The sequence below is a fragment of the Rahnella sp. CG8 genome (assembly GCF_023701875.1).
In the GTDB taxonomy this organism is placed as follows: domain Bacteria; phylum Pseudomonadota; class Gammaproteobacteria; order Enterobacterales; family Enterobacteriaceae; genus Rahnella; species Rahnella aceris.
This window is the reverse complement of the sequence record NZ_JABAED010000030.1, coordinates 1-17,434: the sequence shown is the minus strand read 5'-3', so window position 1 is coordinate 17,434 and position 17,434 is coordinate 1. Positions and strand designations below refer to the sequence as shown.

14 protein-coding genes are annotated in these 17,434 nt (G+C 45.1%); all 14 read right to left on the bottom strand.

What is annotated here, in order from left to right:
• Positions 1-3 precede the first annotated feature (3 nt).
• Positions 4-696 (bottom strand): glycosyltransferase, encoded by a 693-nt coding sequence (locus HGO41_RS21495; protein ID WP_285427266.1) that lies wholly within the window; start codon positions 694-696, stop codon positions 4-6.
• Between the two features lie 74 nt (positions 697-770).
• Entirely contained in the window at positions 771-1,106 is a 336-nt protein-coding gene (locus HGO41_RS21490; protein WP_241916943.1) for a glycosyltransferase family 4 protein, read from the bottom strand.
• 70 nt (positions 1,107-1,176) lie between these two features.
• Entirely contained in the window at positions 1,177-2,226 is a 1,050-nt protein-coding gene (locus tag HGO41_RS21485; RefSeq protein ID WP_241916942.1) for an EpsG family protein, read from the bottom strand.
• A gap of 157 nt (positions 2,227-2,383) precedes the next feature.
• Positions 2,384-4,555, bottom strand: coding sequence for a polysaccharide biosynthesis tyrosine autokinase (locus HGO41_RS21480; protein ID WP_241916941.1), 2,172 nt, complete (start codon positions 4,553-4,555; stop codon positions 2,384-2,386).
• Between the two features lie 20 nt (positions 4,556-4,575).
• The gene (locus tag HGO41_RS21475) at positions 4,576-5,010 is read right to left on the bottom strand and encodes an arsenate reductase/protein-tyrosine-phosphatase family protein (protein ID WP_241916940.1); all 435 of its coding nucleotides are present in this window, start codon (positions 5,008-5,010) and stop codon (positions 4,576-4,578) included.
• Positions 5,011-5,012: 2 nt separating this feature from the next.
• On the bottom strand, positions 5,013-6,146 hold the full coding sequence (locus HGO41_RS21470) for a polysaccharide export protein (protein WP_015690374.1): 1,134 nt from the start codon (positions 6,144-6,146) through the stop codon (positions 5,013-5,015).
• Between the two features lie 97 nt (positions 6,147-6,243).
• On the bottom strand, positions 6,244-7,674 hold the full coding sequence (gene wbaP / locus HGO41_RS21465; protein ID WP_013576880.1) for an undecaprenyl-phosphate galactose phosphotransferase WbaP: 1,431 nt from the start codon (positions 7,672-7,674) through the stop codon (positions 6,244-6,246).
• 170 nt (positions 7,675-7,844) lie between these two features.
• Positions 7,845-9,935, bottom strand: a complete 2,091-nt coding sequence (locus HGO41_RS21460; protein WP_250981396.1) for a YjbH domain-containing protein — start codon at positions 9,933-9,935, stop codon at positions 7,845-7,847.
• On the bottom strand, positions 9,935-10,678 hold the full coding sequence (locus HGO41_RS21455; RefSeq protein WP_250981382.1) for a capsule biosynthesis GfcC family protein: 744 nt from the start codon (positions 10,676-10,678) through the stop codon (positions 9,935-9,937). Before HGO41_RS21455 ends, HGO41_RS21460 begins: the two co-directional genes overlap by 1 nt.
• Complete coding sequence (locus HGO41_RS21450) at positions 10,675-11,331, bottom strand: YjbF family lipoprotein (protein WP_013576883.1); 657 nt, start codon at positions 11,329-11,331, stop codon at positions 10,675-10,677. The genes HGO41_RS21455 and HGO41_RS21450 overlap by 4 nt, the downstream gene beginning before the upstream one ends.
• Before the next feature lie 74 nt (positions 11,332-11,405).
• Positions 11,406-11,621 (bottom strand): hypothetical protein, encoded by a 216-nt coding sequence (locus tag HGO41_RS21445; RefSeq protein ID WP_013576884.1) that lies wholly within the window; start codon positions 11,619-11,621, stop codon positions 11,406-11,408.
• A gap of 288 nt (positions 11,622-11,909) precedes the next feature.
• Complete coding sequence (locus HGO41_RS21440; RefSeq protein ID WP_112150918.1) at positions 11,910-12,596, bottom strand: EAL domain-containing protein; 687 nt, start codon at positions 12,594-12,596, stop codon at positions 11,910-11,912.
• Between the two features lie 74 nt (positions 12,597-12,670).
• The gene (locus HGO41_RS21435; protein WP_223509121.1) at positions 12,671-13,144 is read right to left on the bottom strand and encodes a helix-turn-helix transcriptional regulator; all 474 of its coding nucleotides are present in this window, start codon (positions 13,142-13,144) and stop codon (positions 12,671-12,673) included.
• A 1,110-nt stretch (positions 13,145-14,254) separates the two neighbouring features.
• Positions 14,255-16,966, bottom strand: coding sequence for a cation-transporting P-type ATPase (locus tag HGO41_RS21430; protein ID WP_250981381.1), 2,712 nt, complete (start codon positions 16,964-16,966; stop codon positions 14,255-14,257).
• Between the last annotated feature and the right edge of the window lie 468 nt (positions 16,967-17,434).

Below are 17,434 nucleotides of genomic sequence, written 5' to 3'. Positions count from 1 at the left end.
TTTTTATCCTTGCAAATAATCAGAATATAGTTTGATCGTCATGTTATTCATTCTTTCTCTAGTGTAGTGCTCTGTCATTCTTTTCATTAGCCGTTCACTCATACCATCAAGATCATATGTATTTATGCAAGAAATAATACTTGCTAAGGATGAACTGTTACCACAATTGAAAAATAATTTACTGACTTTATTTATTTCATTAAAAGCTTGAATGTCACTGGTAATAATCGGTAGATTAAAACTCATTGCTTCAAGCGGTACCATGGCAAAACCTTCCCAACGCGATGATACTATTAAACAATCTGAACTACGGTAATACTCACCTATAGCTTCTTTTGAAATCCAGCCCGTATACTCAACAACTATATTTTTAAAATTTGGAAAAACCATCTTAGAATCACTATTAATAGTAGATCCAATCATTGTGAGTTTAATAGAAAAATCAAGCTTTTTGTCATCTAAAGTTTTAAGAGCTTCTAGTAAAGTGTCAATCCCTTTCTGCCTGTCAAATCTCCCCACAAAAAGCAGATTATATTGATTCAAATTATTATGCTTTTTTGTATTTTTTTCTTTAGGTAAATCAACTCCATTACTAATAAGACAAAGCTTTTCTTTAGAAAATCCAATTTCAACTGATTTAGTGTACTCGTACTCACCGACGCAAATAATACTTCGTGTAAACTTTGATAAGAACAACTCACAAAGAGTGAATAACTTTAACTTTATGAATGATGTTTTGACGAGGAATGAAAATCCATGAGGGCAGTATATTACCTGGTGTTTTTTCCGCAAAAAAAAAACACTATAATCAATCGACCAACAAACCCTGCAAAAGTACTATGCAAATGGATAACATCAGGTTTAAAAGTCTTAACCTGATGATGAAAACACTTCGCAAAGGCGTAAAGACCTGCCACTCCTCTTTTATTCCTGCTAAATGTAACTATATTAGGTGATATTACCTCTGATAACTCTGACTTGTCTTGTTCAGGTGCAATTATTTTAATCTCTGATATTTTGCTACTTTCAATCTGGTATCGTGCAAGACTATCAATAACGGTGGCGACGCCCCCCTTGATAGTTTCAGCTGCATGTAAAACCTTCATATATTGCTCCTTAAATTTAAGTGTTATCTTTTCTAGATGACACAAACATTGAATAATTATAAATAAAATACTAAAAAATATTAAAAGCATCATTGAATTTGAATGGGTAAATCCCACCCAAGTTACTCAAAATAATTAATAAAAAGTACATCGCAGAGAAAAAGCAAAAAGCAAAACTAATGATCTTATTGTTAATTCTTTTAAGCAATATAGGGAAAATCAACATTAAATAATAGACAAAGTATTGAGCAACTCGTTGTGGCCCCGCCGGGTTTGTTCCTAACATCGTTACAGGGATTAATGCTGATATACCACAAAGGTATATACATTCTATGCAGCTATATTCAACACTCTCTTTCCTGTGTTTTTTCCCTAATAAATAAATGACAATTGCAATCATAACGTAGAGTGCTACAGTCATTAGTCCATTCTTCCCGTTTGTAGCACCTTCGGTATACCCCTCATACCGGCTGTTATTAATTGCCATACGAGCGATAATCACTGGCGTAGCAATCAGTCCTGTCAAAAATGTTCCAACCATTTTTAATTCAATACGAAACTTTGCATGACATAAGAAATAGAAAACTAACATCATGACTGCACTAATATGAAACTGCATAGCAACTAAAATGAATAGGGTATAAACTATAAACCGTTTTTCAACTAAAAACCTTAGGGCCAGAAAGCAGATCCCCATTGCTATTGCCTGACGAACCTGATTGTAAAAAGCAAAGTACAAACCGAAGGTAATATAGATATAAATGGAAAGTGTATAGTTTACTGAATATTTCCTCAATATTAATAGCACGGGCAATATTGATATTAGGGACATAACAACAAAGTAAAAAAAATAGTCATCCGAAATCCCATGAATCATCATTACCAACAGCTGATATCCTTTCTCAACTTCAGGGTCTAATGTTAGTGGATAATGATTAAATGGAAATCTGAAATATCTTGTATAAACATGAGAATCAGTCCCGATTGTGTAGTCTCTAACAGATGCGAGTGAAGTAAGGAGAAATAGTGGTAGAAATACCCCTCTGCTCCCAAGTGATTTGTTTTGAATATAAACAAAAAAAACACTAAACATGGTTACTATTAAATAGGGTAACATCATTTATCTCTTCAATGAATATCTATTAGTTTCAAAAGCCTTCGTTTATCGAGACGTCACTCTCACGATTAAAATCATTACGTTACTCGCTCCTCTTACTATGATCATTGCTTTAATAGGGTTCAGAAGTCAAAAGTATTCATTTTATATTATTTAGAATTTATTTTTTATCAGAGTATGAGTAATCGTAGTTTGTATATCCATAACCATAATAGCTACTCGCCTTTTTGATCACACTGTTAAGAATGCATCCTTTAACCGTGACACCACTTTGTTCGAAACGCTTGATACTCACTTCCACTTCTTTGACTGTGTTCACTTCAAAGCGTGCTACAAGTAATGTTGTTCCCACATAGCGACCAATTATAGCGGCATCTGTTACTGCCAGAATCGGAGGAGTATCAACAATCACAAGATCATAATTTTGGGATGCCCAGTTAATAAGTGATCCAAATCTCGCATGCATAAGTAATTCAGCAGGATTAGGTGGATTCTCACCACGGGAAATAAAATCTATTTCAATAGAGGAAATGCGTTTTATAGCTTGTTCTGGGGTGATTTTTCCTGAAAGAACGCCAGATAATCCATTTTCCAAACCAGTTTTGAAAAGTTTATGCACATAACCCCTACGCATATCGGCATCGATAAATAGCACCTTTTTATTAGCTTGCGAGATAACGGCAGCCAGATTGCTGCTGATAAAAGTTTTACCGACACTTTGGCTGGGTCCTGAAATCATCAGCACATTATTTTTAGCTTCCATCATGGCAAAATGAAGACTAGTTCGCAAACTTCTGATTGCCTCTATAGCTAGGTCAGCAGAGTTTTCGACAGCAAGAAAACTTTGTCCGGCACCTTCCTTTTTACTCTTGGATGATTTTGATTTTCCCGGTTTACCTTTTTTACTGAGCCATTCCGACAAGGGTATGCTGGCATAGACATTGATTCCCTGCTCTTCAAGTTGCTCGGGTGAATCAATCCCTCTACGTAAGAATACACGCAGAAACACTAACCCAACGGATATAATCCCGCCCAGAATAAGTCCCGCCAGTACGATTATCGCTTTTTTGGGTTTAACCGCTTTAGGCTCAGTCACGGCAGAATCGATAATACGTACATTACCAATGGCACTGGATTTGGCTATGCTCAGTTCTTGCTGGCGGTTAAGAAGTTGCATATAAATGGCGCGGTTAGATTCCGCATCACGGCTCAGCCTGGCAACTTCCTGCTGTGTCGCTGGCATGGCAGAAACACTTTTGTTCAGCCGCTCTCTCTCTTTTACTAAGGTTTCACGCTTTTCTAGCAGTGCTTTGTATGTAGGATGATCTTTTGTATAAAGCTGCGAGATCTCTGCTTCACGAAACGTTAATTCGTTCAGTTGACTTTCAACATTGACGATTTGATCCAACACAGATTTCGCTTCTAACGACAGGTCAACCGAGTCTTTCTGCCTACGATAGGCATTCAATGCATCTTCTGATGCATTAAGTTCGGTACGTACCTGAGGAAGTTGGCGTTCAAGAAAATCAAGGCTTTTGGCGTCCTGCGCTGCCTGACGCGCAATATTTTGATCAAGATAGTTTTGGCTGATACTGTTCAGTATGGCAGAGATCAGTTCCTGATTATCGCCGTTCAGCGACAGATTCAGGATACCGGTATCTTTCCCTTGATCATTTACATCAAACACATCGAGTAAGTTATTAATCGCGCGTAGACGGGTAAGATAATAAACGTTAAACTCGGTACCTGGTGCGCCATTAATATCATTGACTAATAAGGAAATCCCTTTCTCATTAAGAAGACTTCCCACAGAACCTTTTATCTCAAAATCATCCCCTTCGACCAGATAGTTATTTTTATCGATGACCTTAATCGTGATTTGCGGTATATCACCATCGCCTGCAGGTAGATACAAACGACCAATCGAAAGCTGGCCAGGTTGCTCTCCTGTTAATCTTGCCCATCCACGACCAAATACTGGGAAATATTTTTGTTCAACAACAGCCTGCAAATTCAGATCATCTACTGTTTTTCCTAAAATCATCCGTGACTGTAATAAAGCAATTTCTGGCGCAGATTGTGGCTGAGAATCAGGTAATACCTGGCTCAGACTTTCAAGAATTGCATTACCTTGTTTCTGCTCAACCTGAATTAATGCATCAGCCTGATAAATAGGCGTAGCGAAAAGTACATATATAATCGCAAGCAACGTAAATACGGATGTGATGATAATAATAAGTTTGCGGTGGTCGATGAGCTCACCAATCAAACGACCTAAATCAATTTCATCTGAATCTGGTGAAGCGGGGGTTTTTGAAATTACTGGAGACATACGTATTTTTCCTGGTGAAGTTATCCGTTCAGCTTTTGCAACCAGGACTGACACGCCTGATCAATTAATCGGTAAACAGACTCAAAGGCTTCCTGACTTTTGCGATATGGATCTGGAATCTCCCTCTGCCCGAGCCAGTGGCCCAGCAACATTATTTTCCCGCGGGCTTCAGGTGAGATACGACTAATCTGCTCTTGGTGGAATTTTTCCATGACTAAAATAAGGTCATACTGGCGCCCGAGCGCAGAAGTGAATTGAGTTGCCCGGTGGTTATCAAGTAGTAGTTGGTGCTTTCCTGCTGCCGTGATCGCCCCCTCATCTGCAGAGTGACCAACCAAAGCAGCTATTCCGGCTGAATCTATTTTTTTCTCGGGTAATGCCTGCCTCAGCAGCCTCTCCGCAATAGGAGAACGACATATATTTCCGGTACATACAACAAGAACTGAAGAGAACATAGTTAGTTCCATTGATTGATGTAACGTGTGCCTTCAATCATGTCATGTACTCCAGAAATGGTCGGAACAATCTGTGAAATGACACGATTCCAGCGAACAATCGGCGCAGTGGTGACATAAACGATATCGTAAGGCTGGAGCTGGAATTCCGTACTCATCACCATAGAAGAGGCATCTTTGGCATTCAGCTGATAAATATTGGCGATTTTGCCTTTCTGACTTCCCTTCAGCGGACGAATAACAAATATCCCGGAAGCATCAGACATACTTTGGCTAATCCCCTCCGAATTCCCTAACGCCTCGGCGAGAGTCATCCCGCTACGGTCCATTTTCAACGTGCTCTGTTTGGTGACTTCGCCCATCACAAACACTTTCAGGTCATCATTTCGTGGCACAAACAGAATATCGCCAGGGTAAAGCAAGCGGTTCTGTGTGAGGTCACCTTTCTGCATCAGGGCCTGAAGAGAAATCTGTGTATCCTGACCGTTGTGATTGAGCACCACGTTACGCCAGTCAGCATCAGGCGCTAAGCCCCCTGCGGCATTAATGGCATCAATCACGGTAAGCGGGATATTGGTAATAGGCTGTTGTCCGGACTTGACGACTTCGCCAGTGGTATAAATTTTCTGCGAACGGAATGCCGCAATGCTGACGTCAACCTGCGGACTTTCAATGTACGTCGCCAGACGGCTGCTGATCTCCTGACGTACTTCACTGACAGTTTTTCCGGTGACCTTCAGTTTCCCGATATAAGGATAGAAAATTGTCCCGTCGGCATTCACCCAGTTACCCGTATCACTGGCACTGCGGTACTGACCTGCCGGGGTAGTCAGTTCCGGGTGATCCCAGACGGTAACCATCAGCACATCACCAACCCCAATACGGTATTGGTAGTTTTGCAGTTGTATATCCAGCTGAGGATTTGGCCGTGCCTGAACGCTGTCAGGGCGCAGCTGATCGATCAGGCCGGGCGTCATCGGGTACACGTTCACTAATTTATCAATGTCATAATTGCTATCAGTAGGTTGAACAACATCTTTGTCCGTGGTACTTAACGACTGCCCTGGAATAACCGTACATCCGCTCAGTAACAAAGCCCCGAATAATGCAGAAATCTTAAACGTTTTATTTTTCATAAAATCCATATCATGTGGTTCAACAGAAATTGATGTTGGCCATGACGCTAATAACTAGCAGCCAATACATGAGGGTGATGCATTATTTAAATGATTGTTAATAAGCACCGTCTTTTCTAAGCACAACACTTACTGTTTTAAATAAGATGGCAATGTCATTCCACATCGACCAGTTTTTTACATACCAGGCGTCAAGATAGACGCGGGTCTCGTAATCCACATCACTGCGACCACTCACCTGCCATAATCCGGTCATTCCCGGTTTGCTCAGCAAGTAATAATCTACCTCATCACTGTAACGCTCCAGTTCAGCGTTAATAATAGGCCTCGGACCAACAAGGCTCATCTCTCCTTTTAATACATTAAATAACTGCGGCAATTCATCCATGCTGGTTTTACGCAATAAATGCCCGATGCGCGTAATACGTGGATCGTTTTTCAGCTTAAATGTCTCATCCCACTCAGCGCGTGCTTCCGGGTTATTTGCCAGCAATTCCTCAAGCACTTCCTTGGAATTGATTACCATTGAGCGGAATTTAAGACATTTGAAAGGACGGCCGCCTTTACCAATACGCTCATGGCCATAAATTGCCGGGCCGCCATCTTTTCTCACTTTGAAGCTGATATACAGCAGCAGCGGAGACAATATGGCAATAATCCCCAGTGAAGCCACAATATCGAAAGCACGTTTCAGGAAGCGTGATGACCATTTCGCCAGGTTCTGATGAACACGTAAGATCATCACTTCGTGACTGAAAATAAACGACATATCCGTACTGTCGAGCGGCATGCCGCGCAGTGTCGGGATCACTGAGACATAGCGGTAACCGTGGATCATAAACACCCGCAGCCAGTAGTTACGGATATCGCTCTGGTGTGCTTCCACGGCGACAATAAACTGGGTTTTCTTATCGCACGGGGTTAATAACCACAGGTCATCGCAGAATATGATCGGAATGCCATCAATGCTGTCACCCGGCTTGTCAGTGAGTTCGCTGGAAATAAAACCGGTGACGTTCAGCCCGAGATTCTTTTCGCTTTGAATCGCTTTGTAAGCCTCGTGAGCATTTTTACCGGTACCAATAATAATGGCATCGCGTTGCCAGATACCCAGAACCGTTAATACACGCTTAGTCATCATGCGGGCACAAGGTACAAATATCAGCACCAACAACCAGGTGAGGATCCACATATAACGGGAAAAATTCCACTCCGCGAAAGCCATCACCGCGATCTCAATAACGGCAAAAATGACCAGCGTGCGTAAAATTTCTTTCAGTTCAAACCAGAAGGTTTTGCGGTAGTAATAATGCCGCAAGCGCATGGAGAACCAGCCAACACAACAAAATGCCAGCGTCCAGTGTAATAAAACCAGGGCAGTAACATGTTGAGCGGGAATATAGTCATCAAACTCTTTGAGCATAAAGCTCAGTAATATTTTAGCGACATAAATCGACAGGGTAAAACTGACGAAATCCGAAAGAGCAAGAAACAGGCTTGAGTAAAAATTTCTGGTGAGAAATGTCATATTTCCCTCACAACAAGTATCAAAAAATAATTATTACCTGAGAGCATCAGGTTAATAGGCTTATAATAATGGACTTCATTAACGGTCTCCTGACATGCTGACATATCAGAAAAATAATAAATAAGTCATTTTGTAGGTGCCTGACTGTTGCAGTCAGGCACAACCTTTCATTAAGGCAACTGCGGCGTATCTCTGTCTGAAGTAATACCGTACAAGCCGTACTGTCTGCCCAGCATCTGGCCACCATCACGCGTCAGTGGTGTCCAGCTGACCGCTGGCGTGCTGCGTGTCGGTTTGACCGTCAGCAAGTCCAGCGGAACAGAGATGTAGAAGCCTTTAGTAAAGGAGCCTTCACCGTATTCCTGTTTAGAGACATTCGTCAGCGTCGCATAGGCTCCCACGGTGACACCGCTGTCAAAGCGTTTGGAGAGATCCAACGTGCCGCCTTTGTCTTTAGCCAGATATTGCCCGACACTCATTTTCACCAGCACATCATCCATAAATGCCGGCCGCCAGTAGGCTGTCAGGTTGCCGGTTGCGGCCTTGTAGTTAGTGAAGCGCATCATGTCGTCCCAGTCGCGCTGTTTGACATAGTTAGCATCAATACCCAGTGCCCAGTCAGAATCCAGTGGCCGGTAGAGCACTTCGCCCCCGACGCCGCCGTACATCATCTCCAGATAACCGCCATAAAGCTGTCCGTAGAAACCGTTGCCCAGATAACGGAAGTAGTTGGCTTGCAGGTTATTCACATAGACATCGTTCTGAACGTATTCGCGGATATGCGTTCGTACGCGTGGCAGAGAAGAGTCATTACTGACGCCGTCATAGCGGAACTTATCGTAGTTATTGGCAACGTTGCCAAACACGCCGCCATCGACAAGCAGATGATCTGTCAGCCAGTAGTTGGCATCCGCCAGCACCCCGATCTGATACATATAAAAGTTTTCAGGGCCGCCGACAGATTGTCTTAATACCGGCGACAGGCTGTAATTAAACCGGTCCTTGCCGATAAAGAATCCCTGACCGACGTCTGTGACCGGTTCAATCCGTTGCTGGTTCAGGGACTGTTCCTGCCCCAGCGGATAACCCTGTTGCTGCTGACGCAGGCTCGCCACGCGGGTACGTGTGGTGACCATCGGCATACCAAAGCGGTTTTGGGTAACATCCAGTGTGTCAACATTCTCCGGCAGATTATTCAGCATGATGAGATTGGCACGCTCTACGCCTTTGGACGTATTGCGATATTTATCCTGCTGACCCGTAACGTTGAGGGTGTCGTCACGGATGTCGATACGCGGTTCGCTAAACCCGGCATTGCCTTTCAGCTGAGCCAGTTGCCCGGTCGCGACGCTGTAATTAACCATTCCCGCACTTTGCGGCTGCGGCTGATAGGCAGGAACCGGATCATCAATCTGATGAGGAACCCAATCGTTCATGTTACTGCGCAGGGTAAACCCGAACATAAAGGTATTGCCACGCTCGTAGCTGGCGTTGACATCCATCCAGCTTGCCAGGCGATAAACAGCACCGAAGTTAAACTTACTGTTCTGTTTTAGTGCCCCGGCGAAATCATCGCGGTAATTATTCCCATCGTATTCCATCTTCAGGCGCAACGGCTGCCAGGGGGTCTGATACTCCACGCCGCCGAATACCCCCGCAGGGCCGCGGAACATATCATTGAGTGAAATATCGCCGGTGGAATGGCTTTGCGCGCGGGTACAATATTTATCGCTGGCTTTGCAGAAAGGGTTCGTGATATTGCCGCTGTTGCCGATATAACCCCAGCCTATCCCCAGCGTGAAATCTAGCGGTCCGGCCGCTTTGCTGGCGACCAGATATTCACTGTCAAACAACCCCGTGCCGCCGATATCGCGCTTGCCCAACGCAACCTGCGGAAGATAGTAGCCCTCTTCCCACAGTCTTAATTTCACATCGAAAGACTTGTCTTTATAGGTTTGATTGCCGCTGAAGTTTGGATCACTACTGTAAAGCCGGTCACGCACGTCGGTATAACGCAACGTGGTCTCCAGCCAGGGAAACAACGCCATCGAGACCGAATAAAAACGGTAGGCATCATTATCGCGGTAGTTGGCACTGAACTCCCCTTCTTTCGGGACCCGCGCCGTCGGTGTTTGTAAAAGTCCCGCGCCGCCGAAATCGGACTGTGAAGGACCAAGGGGTTCATCATACGTTTGCGCCCGGACGGAATTAGCGTAAACCACGGACACAGCAAGCAGGCTGAGAAGATATTTTGGTTTCATCATTCAGGGATCCGGTGCGCCAAAACAGAGACGATGTGCTGATTAAGGTTTTTAAACTGGCGCGGCAGCGTCCAGTCAGAAAAACCGACCCAAATGATACTGCCCGGCTGGGCTTCAGCGTGGCGATAATTCCAGTACGCGACCGGCACGACCCGGATGGTTCCATTGGGATCAATCACCACGGCTTCATTCAGATTGGCACCAGAAAGAAATTGATGGTCTGCGAGATATTCACGAATCGTACGACCTGCAACCCACGGCTGTTTTCCCGCACCACTCACCGCACCCAGCAACAACACGCTGTTGGGACGCGTTGCGGTATAGACGCGATAATCCCCCTGTAACTGGCGGTTAGCGGCATTGTTGTTGAGGATCAAATCCACATCCATCGGGGTAAACTGACGACCGGTAACCTGCAACCCCTGCAACTGCTGAATGACGCGGTTAATGGTCTGCTGCGTATCGCCACTCTCCGTGGCACGCCAGGCCTTGAGCTGGTTCTGCATGGACAGATACTGTTGCTGCGCCTCAGGCGTGGCGGCAGGCACAGCAATCACGGTGCCGGGCGACCAGGATTGGCGGATCAGATCGGACTCCGCCATCATCTGGCGCATATCTTTAATATGGCTGAGTACCTGGGCAGGCTGCCCCTGAGAGGCGCTGGTGTAAACGGCCACGTTGCCCTCGGAAAATGCCATCCCCGGCAAGGCGCTAAAAATGAATAAAAGCGTTTTTATTTTCATGCTGGTGGGATCCCCGCATTGGCAGGTTTGAGCAACGTCATACTCACCGGCATATCTGCTCCCAACCTCTGATTGCTCTTGAGCACCAATCCGCTGTGCGGATCTACCCAGAAAGTGTTTTGCCAGCGGTCACCCGTGGCCTCAAGCGTCACATCCTCGCGCCACACCTGACAGGCGACGACTCTTCCGGGAAGTGTCAGGGTTTCGTCGTCCTCACGGCTGAAACGGGATGTCACAACGGATGACAATGGCTGCCGGTTCTCCGTCCAGCGCATCAGACGTGTCCAGCCAGCCCCTTCACGCAAATTTGCTGCATGCAACAGCGGGTCTTGTTGCAGATTGGTGACTTCCAGCAGATCCCCTTGCGAATAACCGGCCGAACGGACCAGGCGACCATTTTGGGTAATAAATACGACCTGGTCGCCGGTACTCCATTTTTCAAAGCCATCCTGGAGATAACCGACCACAAAGATTTGCGCAGACGTAGGCAGTTTTAAATAAATGCTGCCGTAAGGAATAGCGGCAATTCTTTGGGGTGGCACCACAACATCCTGCGGCCCTTTAATGGCAACCTTAAAAGTATCAACCAGACTGTTTTGCGAAGGGGAACATGCTTGTAACAAGAGGCAGAGGAACAATAAGGAATAGCGCACAAGTGATTCCCTATATCTTTATTATCATGTGGGAAAATAACCACACGGATGTGTGGTTATAATTAAGTGACTTATTAGCGTGAGGTTGTGGTGGTAGTTGAGGTATTGGTGTTGCTGTTACCATCACTATCATCGTTACCTACAGCAATCAGACCTGCGGCTAATATTGCACCGCTGGTACCGACCACTGCCGCCACTGTTTCCCCTGAGCTAAGTTCAGCAGCAGATGTTGTCTGCGAATATAGCGGCAGCAGCATCAGGGCAATAACAGAAAACATAAATTTTCTCATAATTACTCCTCTTCAATTGACAAACGAATTGTTCACCCAATAACCAATGGGCCCTTTGAGTATATCAATAGAAAATAATTATTGTACAATTTAAGACCGGTATATATTTTAGCTATGCTACCGCCCCTGGTTTACGGCCACCAATTTGCCAAACGATAATTCCGGTAATAATTCGCACAGGTTCCCCTCGCCAAAAATAGGTCAGGCGATAGGTTCCCGTACATTTAAAATAACCGCAGTAATTAGCTATTAGTGCTTATTACTGCGTTATTTTAAAAGTCAATTTTTTCAAAAAAATGACTGTATTAATTCATCCTGACTATAAGGCAGCCATAACGCACCTTGCATAGCAAGAATATCACTGCCGCTTAAGTACTCAATATGCTGCGAATTCTCGACACCATTGATAATAATGCCACGGCAATAGGGCCTGAGATGGGCGATCACTTTTCTTAGAGATTGAGTTCCCTGGTGTTGCCAAAAAAAGGTCTTACTGATTTTTATATATTCAAACTTTTCGCTCATCACCAGCGTAAGACTGGTGTTACCTGCGCCAAAATTATCCAGCCATAAGGGGCAGCATGCAGCAAAAGACTGAAGCACAGGGCGTTCCTGCCCGGCATTGAATTCGTGAAAATCCTCACTCACCTCCAGTCTTATATATTTGTGCTGCTGCAAAACCTTTTGTATCGCCTGATTGCTGGCAATATGCACCGCAATCTCATAGTCAATATTGATCGACAATAAAAAGCCGTTGGCGACAAAGATACTTTCATTCACACACGCTGTGGTGACCTGCTCGAAGAAGTCCTTGACCTTCTCTTCAGCAGAAAGAGGTAATGCGTAATCCTCTGAATACTCGTTGCTTTCCTTTGTATTCTTTTTCTTAACCAGCTCAAAACCAAGTATCACTCCCGAGACGGACACAATGGGTTCATACAGGAAGCCAGGATGACTTCTTTTGAGTGATCGCATTTCATACCCCTGAAAAAATAGCAACGTCTGTCGCGGACCTGCACTGTGCAAGGTCAGCTTAAAAAGTTTTTTTGTTATCTGACAATTCTGTTACCCACGGCGTGTTTGTGCAAAAAGAACAAAGCTGAACTGCTGCTGGCATCAACGCCTATTTTTCTTAATGAGTTGCATTTATGAACACTAATCGTTTTAACACTGAGCTTTAGAATATTTGAAATGCTGGTGACAGACAGACCAGACATCATCATCACCAAAACTTTTTCTTCCATTTTGGTAATATTATAATTGAATTCTTCCTTGTTAATCGCGCTGCCCTGAAGCCGGATAAATTGCTCAACTGATCTCTCGACATCAACCAGATCACTCTTCTTCTTAAGGAACTTGAACTCCTTTTTCAGTAAAAGCTCGAGCATTAACATATCAACAGCTGATGACACAATCAGAATTCTCTCCGGGTCCAATATATTCAGATTTTCTCTTAAAAACTCATAACACCTGTGGAAGCCACCGCCTGAAGGATCGATGATCAAGTAATCTTTCGCAAACAAGTTCATCCCTTCGTTCTGGTCAAATGGGATGACATTGTCTACGTAAGGCAGCTTCTTGGAGATTATTTCTTTCAACGCCAATTTAGTAAATTGGCACTCACTCCAGATTATTACCCGAGGCATTGGGCCGCCTAATTATGTGGTTTTAAAAACGCTCAAATTCTGCCTCGTTAATCCGGGGAAGAATAAAGCACTCTCAGAAAGAGATAAGAAAAAAGAATGTTTAGATCCGCTCTAAATCATATTTAAAACTTTTCAGTATCTGTACGTAGAGTAATACGCAGCCGAAACTCTTCAAATCGTTTTTCTCGCTCATAATAAGACCTAACAATAGGTTTGACCGATCGATTTACACTTTCTTATCGTTAAATGCATGCCTGTTTTCTAGGCGCATTCTTACAATTATTCCTAATTAGTAATCAAAATGTGACGTATACGACGCTTTTAAGGTTAAGCGCCCCCAAAATCTAAGAACTATCTCAGTAAGAATCTCTCTCATTTAAACAACTCCATTAACACACTTAACTGTCTGTATTTTTGTTTTAAAACAGGATTTTTCACTTTTTTAAGTGTGATTTCAGATTTTGCTTTTTACGAAAACTAAACATTCAAATTTCATTATTGAGTCATTATCTGAAAAACCGCTCAAAAAAACTAACCTATTGCTCTTTTATACACATTTATGCATAGCGATTAACCGGGCCAGTAACCCCTAATTTACCCAAGAACATTCTTAACTCATAGGGTAAACAGAATTAATTCTTTATTTTCATGCAAATAATAATAATTATTTGATTATCCATGCCTGTTAATACCAAGACTATTCTTATAAAAATGCCTTTTTAACGTAAATTCGTGCAGATAAATCAGGGTAATTAGCATTTAAATCATTGTGGCTATCAGATAACTCGGATAAATATTAAAAAGTAAATTTTTCAATATGTTGAATTTACAGACAATTAAGAGAGGTGAATGCGCAATAAAAAACCAGCCTTTCGGCTGGTTGATGTTTTTTATGCGGGCTGCTGAAGCGCGGGAAGGTGAGCGGGTGAGTATTTTCTCTGCGGTAATATACAGGCCCCTGAGAGGAAAATATCCCAGGGGCTTGCCTTAACTCGCTTTGCGCCAGCGGCGGGTCAGCACTTTTTCTATTTCAACAATCACAAACAGCGCCACACCGATCATCAGGCCGATGATCCAATAGATGAACGGCAGCGGACGCGTACCGAACAGCGTGTTCATCAGCGGCACATAGATAATGATCGCCTGCAACGCAAACAGCACCAGGGTGACAATCCAGATGCCTTTATTGTGCAGCAGACCGCGGCTGAGCGAGAAGTTATCCGAATCGCGGCAGTTGATCATGTACACCCACTGCGCGGTAACCAGCGTCTGCAACAGCACGGTGCGGATGAATTCAGGTTCATAACCGCGCGGCTGCAGCCAGGCTTCCAGCATGAAGGCGCTGATGGAAATCAGCAGCCCGACAAAGGCCACGCGCCAGATGGCGTATTTATCCATGACGTGTGCGCTGACGTTACGCGGCGGACGGCGCATCACGCGGCTTTCAGCCTTCTCAAATGCCAGCCCGAAGGACAACGTGGCGGAAGTCGCCATGTTCATCCAGAGGATTTGCACGGGTGTTAACGGCAGCAGATTGCCCATCAGAATGGCGATAATGATCAGCAGCCCCTGCGCCAGGTTGGTCGGCATAATAAACAGGATGGTTTTTTTCAGGTTGTCGTAAACCCGCCGCCCTTCCCTGACCGCGTTGGCGATGGTGGCAAAGTTGTCGTCCACCAGGATCATGTCGGCGGATTCTTTGGTTACTTCCGTACCCTTAATCCCCATCGCAATGCCGACGTTGGCCTGTTTCAGCGCCGGTGCATCATTCACGCCGTCGCCGGTCATGCCGACAATTTCTCCGGTATCCTGCAACGCTTTGACCAGACGCAGTTTATGTTCCGGACTGGTGCGGGCGAAAATATCAAACTGCTTCGCCGCCGTTCTCAGTTGCGCATCATCCATATGCTCCAGCTCATAGCCGGTGATGGAATTCTCGCTGTTACCGATACCGAGCATTTTACCGATCGCCATCGCGGTTTCCTGATGGTCACCGGTGATCATCTTGACGCGGATCCCCGCCTGCTGGCATTCGCCAATCGCCACAATCGCTTCCGGCCGCGGCGGATCCATCATGCCGGCAATGCCGATCAGCACCATGCCGTGACTGAGTTCCGGATGATCGAGTGCAGCAACCGGATGATCGACCGGCTTCCAGGCCGCTGCGACCATGCGTAATCCTTCACTGGCATATTGCGTGATCGCCGATTCCCAGTAGGCGTGATCCAGCGGCACCGCCCCTTCCGGCGTCTGCTGGAACTGACACAGTTTGAGCAGCACGTCCGGTGCGCCGGTCAGCATGATCTGCGACTGGCCATTTTTCTCACCGGCCACCGCCATATATTTATAGAGAGAATCGAACGGGATTTTACTGCTGAGGTTAAACGGCAATTCTGGCAAATGCGCCTTGGCTGCCAATACTTTCAACGCCCCTTCCGTCGGGCCACCGGTAATGCCCCAGTGCCCCTGCGCATCCTGCGACAGTGTGCTGTCGTTACAGATATCTACCGTACGCAGGAACTGGGTCAGCAAAGGCGAAGAATCTGCAGGCAGCGGCGACGCCGAACCGGCAATCGAGAAGCTGCCCATCGGCTCGTAACTGTTGCCTTCTACCGTCCAGACATTATCCGCCAGAATCACTGCCTTGACGGTCATTTCGTTCATGGTCAGCGTGCCGGTTTTATCCGAGCAAATCACTGACATCGCACCCAGTGTTTCCACCGTGGGCAGCTTGCGGATAATGGCTTTGGAACGCGCCATCGCCTGTACGCCGAGCGAAAGAATAATCGAAATGATCGCCGGTAACCCTTCCGGCACCGCCGCCACCGCCAGGCTGATCACTGACAGCAACAGCTCGGCAAACGGAATGTCGCGCAGCAGATAACCAAAAATCAGCAATGCCACCATCATGAACAGAATGATGACAAAAATGGATTTCCCCAGTTTATCTATCTGCACCAATAGCGGCGTTTTGTTGTCTTCAATGGAGGACAACATTTCATTGATATGGCCGAGTTCGGTCTGGCCGCCGGTGGCAAATACCACGCCGCTGGCGGTACCGGAACTGACGGTGGTGCCTGAAAATGCGAGATTTTTACGGTCGCCAATCGACTTCTCACCTTCCAGCGCCCCGGTCTTTTTCGAAACCACGGTCGATTCACCGGTCAGAATGGCTTCTTCGACACGTAAGTTATGCACGTCAATCAGACGTAAATCGGCAGGGATTTTGTCACCGGGGCGCAGCAGAACAATATCTCCCGGCACGATTTCATCGGTACCGACGGTGACCTGTTGTCCGCCGCGTAATACCAGCGCTTCACTGGAAAGCATATTCTGAATGCTTTTCAATGATTTCTCAGCATTATTTTCCTGGATGAAACCAATTAAAGCATTAATAACCGCCACACCTAATATCACCAGTGTATCAACCCAGTGCCCCATAATGGCCGTGACGACAGCGGCCGCTAATAATATATAGATAAGAATATCTTTAAAGTGCGAGATAAACTTAATAAACAGAGATTTACCTTCTTTTTGCGGCAGGACGTTAGGACCGTAATGGTGGAGTTTATTTTTCGCGTCTTCGGGTGAGAGCCCGTCAGGCCCGGACTGTAGCCCGGTAAGGCTTTCTTCTACGCTTTGCTGATACCACAGTGTTTCTGTTGTTTTATTCACGGAATATGGCGCTGGATTATTCATGATGCCTGACTCCTTGATCCCTGAAAGGGTTCATGAATGATGCGGGTAATGCAAGAATTGTGATGTTAATTTCTGGCAAGATACGTAAAGCTGTATAAACTATAATATACCGTGTTAAATAGTGTTAATTCCCGGCTTTGAAAAAACAATTAGATTAACAAAAACAACAGATAACCTGAGTCTCAATAAGAATAGGTCAGAGATATAATATATTGGCACAGCACATTAAATGTCCTTATATATTCTGTCTTAATTTATTATTTCGTGTGTTGTTTATGAGGGGAAGTATTATGGACATTCGTTTCTCTCCCGCTCTGCTCATCCTATTTCTGATAAGCGCCTGTGACCAGAAAGCCCCGGATCCCCCCGCCTGTCAGTTATACACATCAGACGCTGCCGACGAAGAGGAGAGTGTAGCTCTAGGTGGTCTACGTATCATTAAAAAAAAGGGGGGGGGGGGGGGGGGGG

Bases quoted from the DNA above. Each gene is read 5' to 3' on its own strand.
- HGO41_RS21490 (WP_241916943.1), bottom strand. From the start codon at position 1,106: ATGAAGGTTTTACATGCAGCTGAAACTATCAAGGGGGGCGTCGCCACC.
- HGO41_RS21485 (WP_241916942.1), bottom strand. From the start codon at position 2,226: ATGATGTTACCCTATTTAATAGTAACCATGTTTAGTGTTTTTTTTGTT.
- HGO41_RS21480 (WP_241916941.1), bottom strand. From the start codon at position 4,555: ATGTCTCCAGTAATTTCAAAAACCCCCGCTTCACCAGATTCAGATGAA.
- HGO41_RS21475 (WP_241916940.1), bottom strand. From the start codon at position 5,010: ATGTTCTCTTCAGTTCTTGTTGTATGTACCGGAAATATATGTCGTTCT.
- HGO41_RS21470 (WP_015690374.1), bottom strand. From the start codon at position 6,146: ATGAAAAATAAAACGTTTAAGATTTCTGCATTATTCGGGGCTTTGTTA.
- wbaP (WP_013576880.1), bottom strand. From the start codon at position 7,674: ATGACATTTCTCACCAGAAATTTTTACTCAAGCCTGTTTCTTGCTCTT.
- HGO41_RS21460 (WP_250981396.1), bottom strand. From the start codon at position 9,935: ATGAAACCAAAATATCTTCTCAGCCTGCTTGCTGTGTCCGTGGTTTAC.
- HGO41_RS21455 (WP_250981382.1), bottom strand. From the start codon at position 10,678: ATGAAAATAAAAACGCTTTTATTCATTTTTAGCGCCTTGCCGGGGATG.
- HGO41_RS21445 (WP_013576884.1), bottom strand. From the start codon at position 11,621: ATGAGAAAATTTATGTTTTCTGTTATTGCCCTGATGCTGCTGCCGCTA.
- HGO41_RS21440 (WP_112150918.1), bottom strand. From the start codon at position 12,596: ATGCGATCACTCAAAAGAAGTCATCCTGGCTTCCTGTATGAACCCATT.
- HGO41_RS21430 (WP_250981381.1), bottom strand. From the start codon at position 16,966: ATGAATAATCCAGCGCCATATTCCGTGAATAAAACAACAGAAACACTG.